This window comes from Paraburkholderia fungorum (assembly GCF_046027605.1).
Lineage (GTDB): Bacteria > Pseudomonadota > Gammaproteobacteria > Burkholderiales > Burkholderiaceae > Paraburkholderia > Paraburkholderia fungorum_F.
Map to the genome: position 1 here is coordinate 37,476 of NZ_JAQQEF010000011.1, position 15,791 is coordinate 53,266.

Below are 15,791 nucleotides of genomic sequence, written 5' to 3' on the forward strand. Positions count from 1 at the left end.
CGTCGCTTACTTGGCCAGAACCAGCGTGTTCACGTCGTCTTGCACATAATAAAAACCGTCGCCTTCGGGGGTCATCGCGAGACCGAACAGGTCGCCGTTGCCGGGCGGCGATTGCGCCTTGTCGGTGTCGATCCAGCGTGCGTAGATCTGCTTGCCGCTGGCGGGATCGATTTCGACGATCTGGCCGTTTAGCGCGTTCGTGACGAGCAGGTGGCCGTTCGGCGCGGTGATCATGGCGAGCGGGCGATGCAGCAGGCCATCGGCGGTCAGTTGGCGGCCCACGCCTGCGCTGGTGTCGCGTGTCATCGGATCGTCGATTTCGGTGATGCGGTTGCCGATCGCGTCGGACACGTACAGCAGTTTCTGATCGTTCGAGAGCGCCAGTCCAGTCGGGCCGACGAGGAACACGCCCTTGTCGGCCTGCGCGCCAAAGCCGCTGCCCACCACGGTTTCCTTCTTCACGACAGGCGGTTTGCCGGCCGGCACGTCGAGGTCCAGACGCAGCACGGTGGCCTGCTTGAACACCGGCGGATTGCCTTGCGCACCACCCACGCCGAAGCCCGCGTTGCTGACGAACAGCGTCGCGCTGGTGCCGTTGTCGACGACCGCCATGTTGCCCCACGGGTCGTTGATATTCGGGCTGCTGATGGTCGACGCGACCTTGCCGTTCGGATCGAGCACGATCAGGCAGCCGGCGCCCTTGGTGCCGGTGGTGCCGTCGTTGCTCGGCGTGCTGCCGACGATCACGTAGCCCGACTTCAGCATCGTCATCGCGGTGGAAAGTCCGATGCCGCCCGGACATTCTTTCAGATCGCGCGGCACCGTGGCGAACACCGTCATCTCTTTGGTGTCCGGATGATAGTTGATGATCGTGCTGCCGGTGCCCTGCAGGTTAGTCGAGTTATTGAAGTTGCCGACCAGCACGTCGCCTTGCTTGACGGTGCCCACGCTGACCGGTGCGACCACCACCGCGTACGGATTCTGGTCGCCGTTGCCCGGCACTGTGTTGATCAGCGTGGTGTGATGCTTGACGGTTTCGAGGAAACCTTGCGGCTCGGCGTGCGCGACGCCGGCTGTCGCGAATGCAGCGGCGCTGACGGTTGCGGCGATCAAGGCGCGCGCGGCGCGCGGCGAAAACTTGCGCGTGGGATTGTTCATGAATGAGCCTCGGTGCCGGCGCACAAAGCGGTGGTTGCGGTCATGATCGAAAGCATGGGATTCGATTTATCGTGAGCAAAGGATGAGCGTAGGTAAGCGTAGGTAATGGGCGCGAACGGCATCAGAACGTGATGTTGGTCCGCACGCCGATGACGAACGTGTTGCGCAGCGGCTGCGTCGGATCATTCGGATTCTGGCCGGCACCGGCATTGAACGTGTATTGCGCATCGGCTTGCAACTGCCACCACGGATTGACCTGGTACTGGTAGGTCGCTTCGAGCGTGGTTTCGCTGGTGCGCACGCCGTAGGGGCCGCCGCTGAATGCCAGGTTATCCTGATCGAGACCATGCGCGTGGTTGCCGATCTTGATGTAGGTGAGCGCGATGCCGGCGCTGTCGTTGTCGCGGCCGGCGAACGGCGCCTTCATCACGATGCCCAGGTTAGCGGCGACGCTCACCAGGTTGCGGTCGCCCGGCGCGCCCATCACGCGCGCGAAGACGTTGAGGCTGCGCGGCTCGTCCGGATCCGGACGCCAGATCATCTGGTCGGCGACTGCGTAGAAGCTGTAGTCTCCGTGATGATTCTGCGCCACGCCGGTGCTCGCCGGATTCGCCAGCGAGAGGCCGGTGTTGTCGAAGCGCTGATCGGCGAAGCTGCCGTTGTTGTACCAGACGCCGAGCTTGTAGGTGCCCGGCAGGCCGCCGCCGCTCATGCCGACCATTTCGCCGTCAGCCGGCTGGTTGATCGCGTACTGCAACTCGCCGATGAACAGCGTGCCGTTGTGCAGGTTGAAGTTGGTGCCGCTCTTGTTGTCCGGATTGTTGCCGAGCGGATCGCCGTCGAAGATACCGGCGAGCGCCGTCAACGAAGGCGTGATCTGACCGCGCACGCGCACGCCGAGATCGGACAGCGGATAGGCGGGACCGCCGGACGGCATGTCGTAGGACGGCAGGGCGGGCCAGCCGAACATCGTATTGACGAATAGTGCCGAATTCGAGCTTGTGATGAATTCCTGGTCGATACTTTGCTGACCGATCTTGACGTCGATGCGCCTGTTCAGAAACGACTGCTGGTACCACAATTCCCACAGGCGGGTCGTGTCATCGGCTTCGATACCGCTTGCCGTATTCAGCGTGCCGAGCTTGTTGGCGCTGAGATTGGCGCCGTGGATCTGCAAGGCGCTGACGTTGAACAGCCCGCCTGGCAAACCGAACGCCTTTTGCGTATCCATTTGCACGGTCGCGGTCGTCAGGCCGTCGTAGTCCGCGCCGCGCGCGAGACCGCCGCGGACGTTGGCGAGCACTTCGCTGGTCTCGGTGAGTGAGAACGTCACGCCGTATTTGCCGAGCCAGGGGCGCAGGCCGCCGATGTCGCCGAGCATCGTCTGTCGGTTCCAGAAGCCGGTCCATTGATTCGTTTGAGTCGCCTGAATGTTCAGGTCGGCTTCGGGCGCTTCCGGGGCGGCATCGGGATTGGCTTCGGCCATGGCGGCGCCGGCGCTCAATGAGGCCCAGGCGAAAGCCGTGCAGAGCGCGGCGTGCCGCATGGCGGGCAAACGCGAGCGGCGCGTGGCGCCAGCGCGCGGCGCGGAGTCGCGCAGCAAACGCGCCCGGCCGGCGGGTTCAATGGATTGGGCGAACTTCATCGAAATCCTTATTGGTGTTGTATCGACTGATCTAACCATCGCACTTCCACATAGCGATATGCCTGCGACGGCGCTGCATTGGTTCGCGGGGCCAAATGCAGCAGATGGCGCGATCGTACGCATGCGAATTAGGTGCGTCAACACAAATGAGAACGATTCGCATCAATATTACTAGGATGTAATTCCCGGCTTTACGTACTGCTACTAAAGGTTGTTTGTGCGTAAATTAAATGGAATGAAAACGTAATGTTCCAGTATGTCTGTGGTCGTACCGAACCGGGGCAGGCGAGCAGTGTCGAACCGCACGAGTATCCCGAAAGGCCAATGTCAGGAGATAGATATGAATAAACGCATCCTTGTGCTTACGTTGCTGGCGAGCGGCGGTTTGCTCGTGAGTGGCGTTTCGAGCGCGCAGCTGAATCTGAAGCAGTTCGGCATAGGCGGCAATACTTCGGCGGATGCAGGCGCAACTGCTTCGTCGGGTGGCGTATCGCAGTTGTTGCAGACTTACGTCGGCGCGAACCAGCAGGTGCTGAGCGGCCAATCGAGTCTTGCATCGGCGATGGGTATGAGCAGCGCCGCAGGGCAGGCGCAACAGGCGGCCGGATTGCTGAGTGGCGGAACGCCCTCGGTGAATCAGTTGACGCAGGTGGGCAGCACGCAGCAGTCGTTATCGCAGTCGTTGACCCAGGCGTTCGCGAGCCGCGCGAGCGGGGGCGCATCGGCCACACCGGTGAACAAGCAGGCGTTCACGGACGGCTTGTCGTCGTTGGGCAAAGGTGTAAGCCAGTATTCCAGTTTGCAGTCGGGGCTGGGGAGTATCGGCCAGATGAATCCATCGTCGCTCCTGCAGTCGGGAATGAACCCGCAGACGGCGCAAAGCGCGTCGTATATCGCGCAGTCAGCGCCGGGGCAATTGCAGTCGCTGATGTCGACACTGAGCTCGGCGGTGCAGTTCGCGTCGAGCCATGGGATTAGTGTGCCGTCTATCGCGACGTCGGCGTTGAAGGGCGGGCAGTAGTGAGCGCTTTATGAAGCAGGCGCCGCCTCGCATTGGGGCGGCGCCAATCGATCACCCCGCACCACTACGAAAACAGGCAACGACCGGCGCCTTGGGCCGGCAGCAAAAGACGCTATGATCATCTCCCGACGCCATGCTGGAGCGCGAACCCTTGCATGCCCAGCGCCCAAATCCATACCGGGGACGACACCGATGTCACACGCCGTGAATCTGGAAAACTATTTCACCCGCATAGGCTACACAGGGCCTCGCGCGGCAACGTTGGAAGTGCTCCAGGAGATCCACCAGTTGCACCCCCGAGCGATTCCCTTCGAAAACCTGAATCCGCTCACGCGCCGCGCGGTAAAACTCGATCACGAATCGGTCGAACAAAAACTGATTGCGCAACAGCGCGGCGGCTATTGCTTCGAGCAGAACGCACTCTTTGCGAACGTGCTGATGCAGTTAGGCTTCGAAGTCACGCCTCTGCTAGGGCGAGTTCTTTGGGGCCGCGAATCCGCCGAGGTCCCCCCGCGCACGCACATGATCCTGCGTGTCGACATCAACAACGAAGCATGGATCGCCGATGTCGGTTTCGGCAGCGTGACGTTGACAGCGCCGCTGCGCCTGATCGCAGGCACCGCGCAGTCCACGCCCCTCGGCACATTTCGCCTCGCCGATGCATCGCACGGCGCGCTCTACCTCGAAGTGCAATCCCGCGATGAAAGCTGGGCGCGCGTCTACCGTTTCGATCTGCACCCGGTCGAATGGATCGACTATGAGACGTCGAACTGGTACACCTCGAGCGCACCGGATTCTATCTTCCTGAACAATCTGATCGTTTGCCGGGTCCTGGCGGAATCGCGCCTGACCCTGCTCAACGATCAACTGAACGAACGCGCGGCGGACGGCCACGTTATCAGCGAACGGCAACTGAAAAGCGCGGACGAACTCGCAATCTGTCTACACGATCAATTCGGTCTGAACACGGGAGACATCGACATCGCGGAAGTATTCGGGCGCGTGCGCTCGCCGGCGGTGGCTTCCGCCTGAGACAGGAGCGTAACGGGCAGCCGCAACCACCCGATCACGCATCGCCACCACCATCAACGAGCGCCACGCACTCACCATGATCACGCGCCTCATTCTGCAAACGGTGGTCTGGCTGGCATGCATGGGTGCGCTGCTGTTTGGCGCCGCCGGCACCTTCGCGTGGCCGGCCGGTTGGTGGTATCTGATCGAAACCGGCGGGCTGAGTCTATGGATCGGTTTCTGGCTGGCGCGCCACGATCCCGGTCTGCTTGCCGAGCGTCTCGCGCCGATCGTTCAGGCGCAACAAAGCCGCTGGGACCGCATCTTCATGGTGGCCGTGGCGGTAACGTGGTGCGCGTGGCTCGTCCTGATGGGGCTCGACGCGATGCGCTATCGCTGGTCGGCGCCGTTGCCGGTTTGGCTGGTGAGCCTCGGCTCGCTCTGCATCTTCCTCTGCCTGTTCATGTGTCTGATCGTCTTCCGGGCCAATAGCTATGCCGCGCCCGTCGTGAAGATCCAGGCAAGCCGTGGTCACAAAGTCATCGACACGGGTCCTTACGCCCATGTCCGTCATCCGATGTATTCCGCCGCGCTCCTGCTGTTCGTCGGCACGCCGTTGTTGCTCGGCTCGTGGTGGGGGCTTGCTTGCGTACCGTTGTTGGTAATGGGTATCGGCTGGCGCGCGGTGCGCGAGGAGCGCGTACTGGCGGAGCAACTCGACGGTTATACCGACTACACATCACGCGTGCGTTACCGCTTCGTGCCGTTCATCTGGTAGGGCGCGCTCCGCGGCCACTCGAAGTGCTGCAACAAGGAGTGCCTCAGCACTCCAGCACTTCCAGCACCAACCTGTCTAGACAAAGCGCACCACGCTGACGCAGACGCTACCATCCGGTGCATTGTCTCCCTGCTTTCAAAACTCCCTTAAAAGCCTTGTCGTGCCGCAGAGAGTAGGGGCTTACCCGGTGATCCATGCGATTTTGAACAAATCCGCTTGCGAGGGCTTTTTGACTCATGCAGACTTGTCTATACAAATTAAGCGCGAGTTAAAAATCCAGCTCGACGGTTTCCTCAATCCCAGGAGTTTCGACGTGAAAATGAAACGCACGACGTTAGCAAAAGCATTGATGGGCGCCGTCGTCGGCGCCGCGACGATCTTCGCGGCACCGGTGCAGGCCAAAGACTGGAAGACCGTGACGATCGCGCTGGAAGGCGGTTACGCACCGTGGAACCTGACCTTGCCGGGCGGCAAGCTGGGCGGTTTCGAACCTGAGCTGGTCGCCAATCTGTGCGAGCGCATCAAGCTGCAATGCAACCTCGTCGCGCAAGACTGGGACGGCATGATCCCCGGTCTGCAAGCCGGCAAGTTCGACGTCCTGATGGATGCGATTTCGATCACGCCGGAGCGCGAAAAGATCATCGCGTTCTCGAAGCCCTACGCCGCCACGCCAGCCACGTTCGCCGTGACCGACGCGAAAGTGCTGCCGAAAGCCGTGCCGACCGCGGGCGTCGTCAAGCTGTCGGGCGATCCGAAAACCGACCAGCCCACCGTCGACGCCTTGCGCAAACAGCTGAAGGGCAAGACCATCGGCATTCAGTCGGGCACGGTCTACACCAAATTCATCAACGACGGCTTCAAGGACGTCGCCACGATCCGCGTCTACAAGACCTCGCCTGAGCGTGACCTCGATCTGGCCAACGGCCGCATCGACGCCTCGTTCGACGACGTAACCTACTACGCCGCCAACATCGACAAGAAGGAAACCTCGTCGATCGTGATGGCCGGCCCGAAGATCGGCGGCCCGATCTGGGGTCCGGGCGAAGGCCTCGCATTCCGCAAGCAGGACGCCGACCTGAAAGCGAAGTTCGACACCGCGATCAGCGCCGCGCTTGCCGACGGCACCGTCAAGAAGCTCTCCGCCAAGTGGTTCAAGACCGACGTCACGCCTTGATGCGCCTGAGCGTTCAGCTGTAGCGGCATGCGCGCTGCGAAGAAACGTGCCTGCCGGCTGGTTCGATCCGCCGTAATGGATGAGGGGTAGGGAATGGCTCTGATACAGATGCTCGGCTTCGGGCCGGAAGGCTGGGGCGGCGTGTTGCTGCTCGCGGCATTGATGACGGTCGCGCTCACCCTGGCCGCACTCGCGGTCGGCGCCGTGTTCGGCGCGCTGATCGCGACGGCCAAGCTGTCACGGTTTCGCACGCTGCGTGTGATCGGCGATGTGTACACCACGGTGTTTCGCGGCGTGCCTGAGTTGCTCGTCATCTATCTGTTCTATTTCGGCGGCTCGACGCTCGTGACCACGATCGGCCAGTGGTTCGGCGCCGACGGCTTTGTCGGCGTGCCGCCGTTCGTGATCGGGGCGCTCGCGGTGGGCATGATTTCCGGTGCGTATCAGGCCGAGGTGTATCGCTCGGCGGTGCTCGCGGTCTCGCGCGGCGAGCTCGAAGCCGCGCGCTCGATCGGCATGCCCACCCTGACCATGGCGCGCCGCATTCTGATTCCGCAAGTGTTGCGATTCGCGTTGCCCGGCATCGGCAATGTCTGGCAATTGAGCCTGAAGGATTCGGCGCTGATTTCCGTCACCGGTCTTGCTGAACTGCTGCGCGCCAGTCAGGTGGCGGCGGGTTCGACGCATCAGTACTTCACGTTCTTCGTGGTCGGCGGCGCGCTGTATCTGCTGATGACCAGCATCTCGAACCGGGTCTTCAACCGCGCCGAAGCGCGCGTGGGCCGGTCCTTCAAACGCAACTTCGCGCGCAACTGACGGGGGCCGGACATCATGCATTTCGACTTCGATTTCCTGCTCGACACGCTGCGGCAACTGATTGCGGCCGTGCCGACCACCCTTGGCCTGTTCTTCTGCTCGCTGATACTCGGCGGTTTGCTCTCGCTCGTCATCGTGACGATGCGCGTCTCGCCGCATTGGCTGCCGAATCGTTTTGCACGCGCTTACATCCTCGTGTTCCGCGGCTCGCCCTTGCTGATCCAGATGTTCCTCGTGTATTACGGCATGGGGCAGTTCGGCGTGATTCGCGAGAGCTTCCTGTGGCCGGTGCTGCGCGAGCCCTACATGTGCGCGGTTTTATCGCTAGCGCTGTGCACCGCCGGATATACCGCCGAGATTATCCGCGGTGGCTTGATGGCCGTGCCGGTCGGTCAGATCGAAGCGGGCTATTCGATCGGCCTGTCGGGTTTCGCGCTGTTGCGCCGTGTGATTGGTCCAATCGCATTGCGCCAATGTCTGCCCGCGTATTCGACCGAGGCCGTGCTGCTCGTCAAATCGACCGCGCTCGCGAGTCTTGTCACCGTGTGGGAAGTGACCGGCGTGGCGCAGCAGATCATTCAGCAAACATATCGCACCACCGAAGTATTCATCTGCGCCGCGTTGATCTATCTGTTTCTGAATTTCGTCATCGTGCGTTTGCTCGGCTTCCTCGAGACGCGTTTGTCGCGCCATCTGCGTGCGGCGCCCGCGTCGAGCTCGCCGAGCCGGCCGGTTTCCACCACGACCGAAACACGCCGCGCCGCGCCCTGAACGAACGCACATCCTGCAGAATCTGGAGAATCTCATGAACGCTACGGCACCTGTCGCACTGTCGGTCAAGAACATCCATAAGTCGTTCGGTGACCACCACGTGCTCAAAGGTATTTCGCTCGACGCCCATCAAGGCGACGTGATTTCGATTCTCGGCGCGAGCGGCTCGGGCAAGAGCACGTTTCTGCGCTGCCTGAATCTGCTCGAAACGCCGGATGACGGCTCGGTGGCGCTCGGTGGCGAAGAACTCAAAATGAAGCGCCGTGGCGATGGCAAGCTGCAACCGAGCGACCGTCGCCAGGTGGACCGGGTGCGCTCGCAACTCGGCATGGTGTTTCAGAACTTCAACCTCTGGTCGCATATGACCGTGCTGGAAAATCTGATCGAAGGACCGATGCGCGTACAGAAGCGCAGCCGCGCCGAATCGGTCGAAGAAGCGGAAGCGCTGCTCGCGAAAGTCGGTCTCGCGGAAAAGCGCGGTCACTATCCCGCACATTTGTCCGGCGGTCAGCAGCAGCGTGTGGCGATCGCGCGAGCTCTCGCGATGCATCCCAAGGTGATGCTGTTCGATGAACCCACTTCGGCGCTCGACCCCGAACTGGTTGGCGAAGTGCTGCGCGTGATGCGCTCGCTCGCCGAAGAAGGCCGCACGATGCTGGTCGTCACGCACGAGATGGGGTTCGCGCGCCATGTGTCGAATCGCGTGATGTTCCTGCATCAAGGGCAGGTGGAGGCCGACGGTACACCAGACGAAGTATTCGTCGAATGCAAGTCGGACCGCTTCCGCCAATTCGTGTCGAGCCACCAGGATCGCACGACTAACTAACGGATCAGCATTCGCTGCTTACCACTTCGTCACTTCACCAGGCAAAGCACTATCATGGCCGTGATCCGTTCCGATCGTCCTCTCGACTGGGTTCAGGTGGCGGCCATTGCCGCCGGCGAACCGCTCGAGCTTTCCGCCGACGCCCGCTCGCGTATCGCGGCGGCGCGTGTGCTCGTCGAGCAGATCGTCGCGCGCGGGATTCGCGCGTATGGCGTGAATACCGGCGTCGGCGCGCTGTGCGATGTGATCGTGTCGCCGACCGAACAGCGCACGCTGTCGCGCAACATACTGATGAGCCATGCGGTCGGCGTGGGCATGCCGCTCGGTGTCGCCGAGACGCGCGCAATCATGGCGGCCGCCGTCAACAATTTTGCGCACGGGCATTCGGGGATTCGCCTCGAAGTCGCGGATCAGCTGGTCGCGTTGCTCAATGCCGATTGCCTGCCTGAAGTGCCGGCGTTCGGGTCGGTCGGTTATCTGAGCCATATGGCGCATATTGCTTTGGTCTGCATCGGCGAGGGACATGTGCGCTATCGCGGCGAACGCCTCAAAGGGCGCGACGCTTTGCAACTGCTCGGCCTCGAACCGCTCGTGCTTGAAGCGAAAGAGGGCTTGAGCCTCATCAACGGCACGCCGTGCGTGACGGGTCTTGCCGCGTTGGCGCTCGCGCGCGCCGCACGTCTGCTCGACTGGACCGACGTGGTCGCCGCGATGAGCTTCGAGAATCTGCGCGGGCAACTCGCGGCTTTCGATGAAGACTCGCTGGCGCTGCGCATTTCGCCGGGCCTGAACCTGGTCGGCGAACGGATGCGTACCGCGCTTGCCGATAGCGGTATTCTCGCCGCGGTGGTCGGCCAGCGCACGCAAGATCCGCTGAGCATGCGGACTATTCCACACGTTCATGGCGCCGCGCGCGACGTGCTCACCGCGACCGCCGACGTAGTCAATCGCGAACTCGCGTCGATTACCGACAACCCCATTGTTGCCGGCACGCCGGAAGAGCCGCGCGTTTATTCACAGGCGCATGCGGTAGGGGCGTCGATTGCACTGGCGATGGATAGCCTCGCCACCGCGATCGCGCAAGTTGCGGCGATGGTCGAGCGGCGCCTCGACCGCCTCGTCAATCCACTCGTGAGCGGCTTGCCGGCGTTTCTCGCGGAGCCGGGCGGCACCTGTTCCGGCTTCATGATCGCGCAGTACACGGCGGCCTCGCTGGTCGCGCAGAACCGGCGTCTGGCGATGCCCGCGTCGCTCGATGGCGGGATCACGTCCGGCCTGCAGGAAGACCATTTATGCCATGCCACGCCCGCCGCGCTGAAAGCGCTGGAGATTGTCGACAACGCCGGGCGAATCGTCGCGATTGAATTACTGGCGGCGGCGCAGGCCTACGATCTGCAGAGCGTCGATGCACCGCGCGCACCGCACACGGACGCACTCTGGCAGCGCGTGCGCCGCGTCGTGCCGACCTATCGCGACGACCGCCCGCTCGCGGACGACATGGCGATCGCGTTTCGCATGATCGCCGATGGAATGCCGCCGCCGCTGCCAAACCCGGGTAAGATTCGGCCGGGGCCGGATGCTTCAATCGACGGCGCGGGTCCAGCCGCATGGGCGCGTGTAACGAGCCTTGCTGCCGCGGGGATGCTCGGCGCCGATCCGGCGGCCAACGATGGCCGGGCGGCTGCCCACGCAGGCTGAAGAACCACCCACGAGGTCGACGTGAACACTATTACAAACACAAACGCGCAAACCGCAGACACGCAGGACCGCCCGGGTCGCACCCAGGAGACACCCGCCAAGGCGATGCCCGCCTATGAGCAGATCAAGCGCTACGTGATCCGGCGCATCAGCGAGGGGGACTGGAAGCCGGGCGGCCTGATCCCGTCAGAAACGGAACTGGTCAAGGAGTTCGGCGTCGCGCGCATGACGGTATCGCGCGCCCTGCGTGAGCTCACCACCGAACGCGTCCTGACACGCGTGCAGGGTTCCGGCACCTTCGTCGCGCCGCAGCGCTACGAATCGACCGTGCTGGAAATCCGCAATATCGCCGACGAAATCGCCGCGCGCGGCCATCGTCATTCAGCGCGCGTGCTCACGCTCGAACCGAGCGACGATCCGCATGCGCTGGAAGCGCTCGGCCTCGCCGGCGGCCCCGCGTTTCATTCGTGCATCGTGCACAGCGAAGAGGGCGAGCCGATCCAGTACGAAGATCGCTACGTCAATCCGAAGGTGTTCCCCGACTACCTGCAGCAGGACTTTAGCCTCGAGACGCCGAATCACTACATGGTGCGGCTCGCGCCGATCCAGCGCGCGGAGTTTCGTATCTACGCGCAAAAGCCCGACGCGTATGTGCGGCGGCATCTGATGATGGATATCGGCGAGCCCTGCTTGCAGCTATGGCGCCGCACATGGGTTGGTGACGATGTCGCGACGTCAGTGCAGTTGTGGCATCCGGCATCGCGTTTTCATCTGGCCGGAAACGTGTGAGCGGCAAGACGCGGACGAGGGTGCGGCGTTCGGGCTTCTAACCTGACCACTAGCCCTGACGCTGCGCCAGATCCGGCGTGAAACGGCAACCCAGCCGATACCGCGAGCCCGGATGCACGAAACGCGCGAACGTGACCGCAACGCCGCTCGTCCACGTGCGGCGCATCAGCGTCAGGCACGGCTCATCGGCGCGAATTTCCAGCCACTCGGCTTCGGCGCGCGTCGGCAAACCGGCGTCGACGACATGCTCGACGTCGTGCGCCGGCACGGTCTCGAACAGATACTCGGATGGCCTCGTGGTGGAGAAATCCTGTTTGAGGAAGTCCGGCGCCGTGACCGGATTGACGTAGCGGTCTTCGAGCTGCACCGGCAAGCCGTTCTCGCGATGCACGCAAATCACATGGAATACGGACGCGCCGGGCGCTAGCCCTAACGCGTTCGACACCGTCACCGGCGCGGTTTCGCGTTGCGAGAGCACGGTGTCGTAGCGGTATTCGTGACCGCGCGAGCGGATCTCGTCGCCGATATGGGCGATCATCAGCAGCGTGGATTGCGGCTTGGTTTGCGCGACAAAGGTGCCGACGCCGGACACGCGGGTGACGAGACCTTCATCGGCGAGTTCGCGCAGCGCGCGATTCACCGTCATGCGTGACACGCCCAAGGTCGCCACCAGGTCGAGCTCGGACGGCAGGCGATCGCCCGCTTGCCGCGCGCCCGATTCGATGATCTGGCGGATGTGGTGCTTGACCTGTTCGTAGCGGGCGGCCGGTGCGTCGGTCGCCACGCGCGCGGTTTTCATCGCCGCCGCGGGCGCGTTCATACCGGCTCCGCATCCTCAGGGCCCCGTGCCCAGAAAGCATTGCGGTCGAAGTAGTTCTGCAGAAACTGCCGCAAGCGCGGCTGCCCGGCATCGTGAAACACTTCGCGCGGCTTGCCTTGCACGGCGATGCGCCCCTGGTCGATGAACATCACCTTGTCGGCGACCTGCGCGGCGAAGCCCATTTCGTGCGTGACGACGGCCATCGTCATGCCGTCGCGCGCGAGCTGCTTCATCACCTGCAGCACTTCGCCGACCAGTTCGGGGTCAAGCGCCGAAGTCGGCTCGTCGAACAGCATGAGGTGCGGCTCCATCGCCAGTGCACGTGCAATCGCAACGCGCTGCTGCTGGCCGCCCGAGAGTTTCGACGGGTAGGCGTCGCCTTTGTGCGCAAGGCCGACTGTGTCCAGCATCGCATTGGCGCGGCGGCGCGCTTCGTCACGCGACATCTGGCGCACGCGCAGCAAGGCTTCCATTACATTGCCGAGCGCCGTCATATGCGGCCACAGATTGAACTGCTGAAACACCATGCCGACATTGCGCCGCACGCGATTGATTTCGCTTTGCGACGCGCGCACGCGCTTTCCATTGCGCTCGCTATAACCGAGCAGCTCGCCTTCGATGCGCACGTCGCCCTGATCGTAGGTTTCGAGCGCGGCGAGGCAGCGCAGCAATGTGCTCTTGCCCGAGCCCGACGGGCCGATGATGCAGACCACTTCGGAGCGGGCGATCTCGAGATCGACGCCGCGCAGCACTTCAACATCGCCGAAGCGTTTGCGCAGGTCGCGCACTTCGATCAGCGGCGCGCCGGGCGGCGTATCGAAAGCGGCAGGGGACGTGGAGGACGGCATGGCGGCGATAGCGTTCATAAATTGGTCCTGATTCCGTTCATGCCATGAAGCGCGCGATGCGGGTTTCGGCCCACATCCCCACGCGCGAAGTCAGTTCGACCAGCGCGAGGTAGCACACGCACAGCACCAGCAGCGTCTCGACGAAAGCGAAGGTGGCCGAGCCGATGCCGGTCAGCACGAACGTGAGTTCGGGCACGGTGACGATCGACAGCACCGCGGTTTCCTTGCTCAGCACGATGATCAGATTGGTCAGCGCGGGCACGATCAGCACCAGCATCTGCGGCACCTGAATGCGCAGGACCGCCTGCCAGCGAGTGAGTCCGAGACAGGACGCCGCTTCGAGATGGCCCGGTGGCACCGATTGAAAACCCGAGCGGAATGCTTCGGCGAAATACGCGCTGCCGTAGAGGCCTAAGCCGAGCACGCCGGCTGTCATCGGTTCGAGCGTGAGACCGAAGGAAGGGCCGCCGTAGTACAGCAAAAACAGTTGCACGAGAAACGGCGTGCCGCGAAACAGTTCGATGTAAAAGCGCAATATGCCGCGCACCCAGCGTCCGCAAAAAAGTTGCAGCACGGCGATCAGAAAGCCGATCAGCATGCCGATCGCCACGCCGGCGGCCCAGGTGCCGAGCGTGGTCGCCAGACCGGCGGCAATGGGCTGCAGGTTGTGGGTGATGACGGCGGGGTCGAGCTTTTGCATGGCTTGGTCGATCTCGAGCTCAGGGTCGCTCAGGCGTGCTGCAAACGGTATTCGGCCGCATGCGCGGCGAGCGCCAGCGTGCCGCAGATCACAAAGTAAATCAGCCCGGCAGCGACGTAGGCTTCGAGCGGCCGATAGGTGCTGGCGGCAATGTTCTGCGCAGTACGCGTCAACTCGGCGACCCCCACTACCGAGATCAGCGACGAAGCCTTGATCAGCAGCACCATTTCATTGACGAGCGAGGGCAGCGTCAAGCGGAACGCCTGCGGCACCAGAATGCGCCGCAGCATATCGAACGGTGAAAGTCCGAGCATGCGCGCGGCTTCGATCTGACCCGGTGGAATACTGAGGAAGCCGCCGCGCAGAATCTCGGCGATATACGAAGCGGAACACAGCGACACGGCGCTCAATGCCGCGACGATCGGCGACACGTTGATTCCGGCGAACGGCAGCAGGTAGTACACCAGCAGCAGTTGCACCAGCATCGGCACGCCACGAAAGAAGAACACGTAGGCGCCGCCGAACATCCGCGCCGCGCGCCTCGGGGAGAGCCGTGCCGCACACACGCCGATCGCGACGAAGAAGCCGATGACCAGGCCCGTCAGCGAAATGCCGATGGTGGCGAGCGCCGCATGCAGCAGCAGTGGCAAGCCCTGGAGAAAGACGGTGGTGCTGAACATCAATAATTCGGCGCGGGCATCGTGGTCGGCGCGTCCATCGCGACGCCGAACCACTTTTTCTGCAAGGCCGCGAGGCGACCGTCGTTGTGCATTTTCACGAGCGCGGCGTTGAAGGCATCGGCGAGCGGCTTGCTGTCCGCGTCCTTGCGCAGACAGTAAGCAAAGTACACTTTCGCGCCGAACGGCGGCTGCACCACGGCGAAGGTTTCGGGGCGTTGCTTGGCCACATAGGCGATATTGGTCATCGAGTTCGCGACTGCGGCGATGCGGCCGGCGGCGAGATCGGCGTAAGCCTGATTGTTGTCGACGTATTCGCGGATTTCAGGCGGTTTCGGCAAGGTGGCGACGTAGGCCTTCAACTGGTCGAGCTGAGCCGAGCCTTTGCCCGCACCGACCGTTTTGCCGACGATATCCGACGATTGCTTGACGGAGGTGTCGTTGGCGCGCTTGAGCAGCGCGTCGGTGGCGTCCGCGACCGGCAGGGTGTACGTGTAGCGCTCCATGCGCGCCTTGGTGACCGTCAGCGGGCCGCCCACCATGTCGAACTTGCCGGCTTCGAGACCCGGCAGCACGCTTGGCCACGGCAAGTCGATAAAGCGCACCTTCACGCCCATTTCCTTGCCGACCTCGGCGAACAGGTCCTTATTGAAGCCCGCTTGCTGGCCGTTTTCAAGGAAGTCGAAAGGCGCGAACTGCATCTCGGTGCCGACCACCAGTTCGCCAGCTTTTTTCACTTTGGCGAGCTGGTCTTCCGCATGGGCGGTGACGCTTGCGGCGCACAACGCCAGCATGACCAAACGACACTTCCAGCCTGCAAGGATGCTCATGGGATTCTCCGGTTGGCAAAGCGGTGTCGCGCGCAAGCGGTTCGGCGGCGGGCCCGGCGCGAGTCATGCGAGGCAGTATATACCGCAGTTTTCGCGCGAAATAAATAATCACGCGAGTAGAGAAAAGCCCTTACGTGAAGCACCGGGAAGCTACTTGCGAGTGCGCTTTTGGCGGTATATACAACTGGGACGAAGGAGGCACGCGAGCTTGTCGCGCGTGGTTTGAAAG

16 protein-coding genes are annotated in these 15,791 nt (G+C 62.9%); 9 read left to right on the forward strand and 7 right to left on the reverse strand.

Going from position 1 to position 15,791, the window contains the following annotated elements; all coding sequences use genetic code 11:
• Nucleotides 1–6: 6 nt before the first annotated feature.
• Both PQR53_RS19315 and PQR53_RS19320 read right to left on the reverse strand, forming a co-directional pair.
• On the reverse strand, nucleotides 7–1,158 hold the full coding sequence (locus tag PQR53_RS19315; protein WP_408457050.1) for an NHL repeat-containing protein: 1,152 nt from the start codon (nucleotides 1,156–1,158) through the stop codon (nucleotides 7–9).
• A 121-nt stretch (nucleotides 1,159–1,279) separates the two neighbouring features.
• Nucleotides 1,280–2,803 carry a carbohydrate porin gene (locus PQR53_RS19320; protein WP_408457051.1) on the reverse strand — a complete coding sequence of 508 codons (1,524 nt, stop codon included), beginning with the start codon at nucleotides 2,801–2,803 and terminating at the stop codon, nucleotides 1,280–1,282.
• Between the two features lie 340 nt (nucleotides 2,804–3,143).
• Between PQR53_RS19320 and PQR53_RS19325 the strand changes: the two genes are divergently transcribed.
• From PQR53_RS19325 to hutC (PQR53_RS19365), 9 genes are all read left to right on the forward strand, one after another.
• A complete protein-coding gene (locus PQR53_RS19325; protein ID WP_408457053.1) occupies nucleotides 3,144–3,824 on the forward strand; it encodes a hypothetical protein in 681 nt (226 codons plus the stop codon).
• A 192-nt stretch (nucleotides 3,825–4,016) separates the two neighbouring features.
• Entirely contained in the window at nucleotides 4,017–4,856 is an 840-nt protein-coding gene (locus PQR53_RS19330; RefSeq protein ID WP_408457055.1) for an arylamine N-acetyltransferase family protein, read from the forward strand.
• Nucleotides 4,857–4,932: 76 nt separating this feature from the next.
• Nucleotides 4,933–5,613, forward strand: a complete 681-nt coding sequence (locus tag PQR53_RS19335; protein ID WP_408457058.1) for a methyltransferase family protein — start codon at nucleotides 4,933–4,935, stop codon at nucleotides 5,611–5,613.
• 319 nt (nucleotides 5,614–5,932) lie between these two features.
• Nucleotides 5,933–6,787: a transporter substrate-binding domain-containing protein gene (locus PQR53_RS19340; protein WP_408431702.1), complete on the forward strand. Its 855-nt coding sequence runs from the start codon at nucleotides 5,933–5,935 to the stop codon at nucleotides 6,785–6,787.
• Between the two features lie 93 nt (nucleotides 6,788–6,880).
• Nucleotides 6,881–7,603 carry an ABC transporter permease gene (locus PQR53_RS19345; protein WP_408457060.1) on the forward strand — a complete coding sequence of 241 codons (723 nt, stop codon included), beginning with the start codon at nucleotides 6,881–6,883 and terminating at the stop codon, nucleotides 7,601–7,603.
• 15 nt (nucleotides 7,604–7,618) lie between these two features.
• The gene (locus PQR53_RS19350) at nucleotides 7,619–8,374 is read left to right on the forward strand and encodes an ABC transporter permease (RefSeq protein ID WP_408457062.1); all 756 of its coding nucleotides are present in this window, start codon (nucleotides 7,619–7,621) and stop codon (nucleotides 8,372–8,374) included.
• Nucleotides 8,375–8,408: 34 nt separating this feature from the next.
• Nucleotides 8,409–9,200 (forward strand): ABC transporter ATP-binding protein, encoded by a 792-nt coding sequence (locus PQR53_RS19355; RefSeq protein WP_028197383.1) that lies wholly within the window; start codon nucleotides 8,409–8,411, stop codon nucleotides 9,198–9,200.
• A 54-nt stretch (nucleotides 9,201–9,254) separates the two neighbouring features.
• Nucleotides 9,255–10,898 carry an HAL/PAL/TAL family ammonia-lyase gene (locus PQR53_RS19360; protein WP_408457064.1) on the forward strand — a complete coding sequence of 548 codons (1,644 nt, stop codon included), beginning with the start codon at nucleotides 9,255–9,257 and terminating at the stop codon, nucleotides 10,896–10,898.
• 105 nt (nucleotides 10,899–11,003) lie between these two features.
• Nucleotides 11,004–11,687: a histidine utilization transcriptional repressor HutC gene (gene hutC, locus PQR53_RS19365; RefSeq protein WP_408457511.1), complete on the forward strand. Its 684-nt coding sequence runs from the start codon at nucleotides 11,004–11,006 to the stop codon at nucleotides 11,685–11,687.
• 49 nt (nucleotides 11,688–11,736) lie between these two features.
• On the opposite strand, the gene hutC (PQR53_RS19370) is transcribed toward hutC (PQR53_RS19365), so the two are convergent.
• Genes hutC (PQR53_RS19370) through PQR53_RS19390 form a run of 5 tightly spaced genes read right to left on the reverse strand, consistent with a single transcriptional unit; the run spans nucleotide 11,737 to nucleotide 15,562 of the window.
• A complete protein-coding gene (gene hutC / locus PQR53_RS19370) occupies nucleotides 11,737–12,507 on the reverse strand; it encodes a histidine utilization transcriptional repressor HutC (RefSeq protein WP_408457067.1) in 771 nt (256 codons plus the stop codon).
• On the reverse strand, nucleotides 12,504–13,373 hold the full coding sequence (locus tag PQR53_RS19375) for an amino acid ABC transporter ATP-binding protein (protein ID WP_408457069.1): 870 nt from the start codon (nucleotides 13,371–13,373) through the stop codon (nucleotides 12,504–12,506). Before PQR53_RS19375 ends, hutC (PQR53_RS19370) begins: the two co-directional genes overlap by 4 nt.
• A 19-nt stretch (nucleotides 13,374–13,392) precedes the next feature.
• The gene (locus tag PQR53_RS19380; RefSeq protein ID WP_408457072.1) at nucleotides 13,393–14,055 is read right to left on the reverse strand and encodes an amino acid ABC transporter permease; all 663 of its coding nucleotides are present in this window, start codon (nucleotides 14,053–14,055) and stop codon (nucleotides 13,393–13,395) included.
• A gap of 29 nt (nucleotides 14,056–14,084) precedes the next feature.
• Complete coding sequence (locus PQR53_RS19385; RefSeq protein ID WP_408457075.1) at nucleotides 14,085–14,735, reverse strand: amino acid ABC transporter permease; 651 nt, start codon at nucleotides 14,733–14,735, stop codon at nucleotides 14,085–14,087.
• Complete coding sequence (locus PQR53_RS19390) at nucleotides 14,735–15,562, reverse strand: transporter substrate-binding domain-containing protein (RefSeq protein WP_408429037.1); 828 nt, start codon at nucleotides 15,560–15,562, stop codon at nucleotides 14,735–14,737. The genes PQR53_RS19385 and PQR53_RS19390 overlap by 1 nt, the downstream gene beginning before the upstream one ends.
• Nucleotides 15,563–15,791 lie beyond the last annotated feature (229 nt).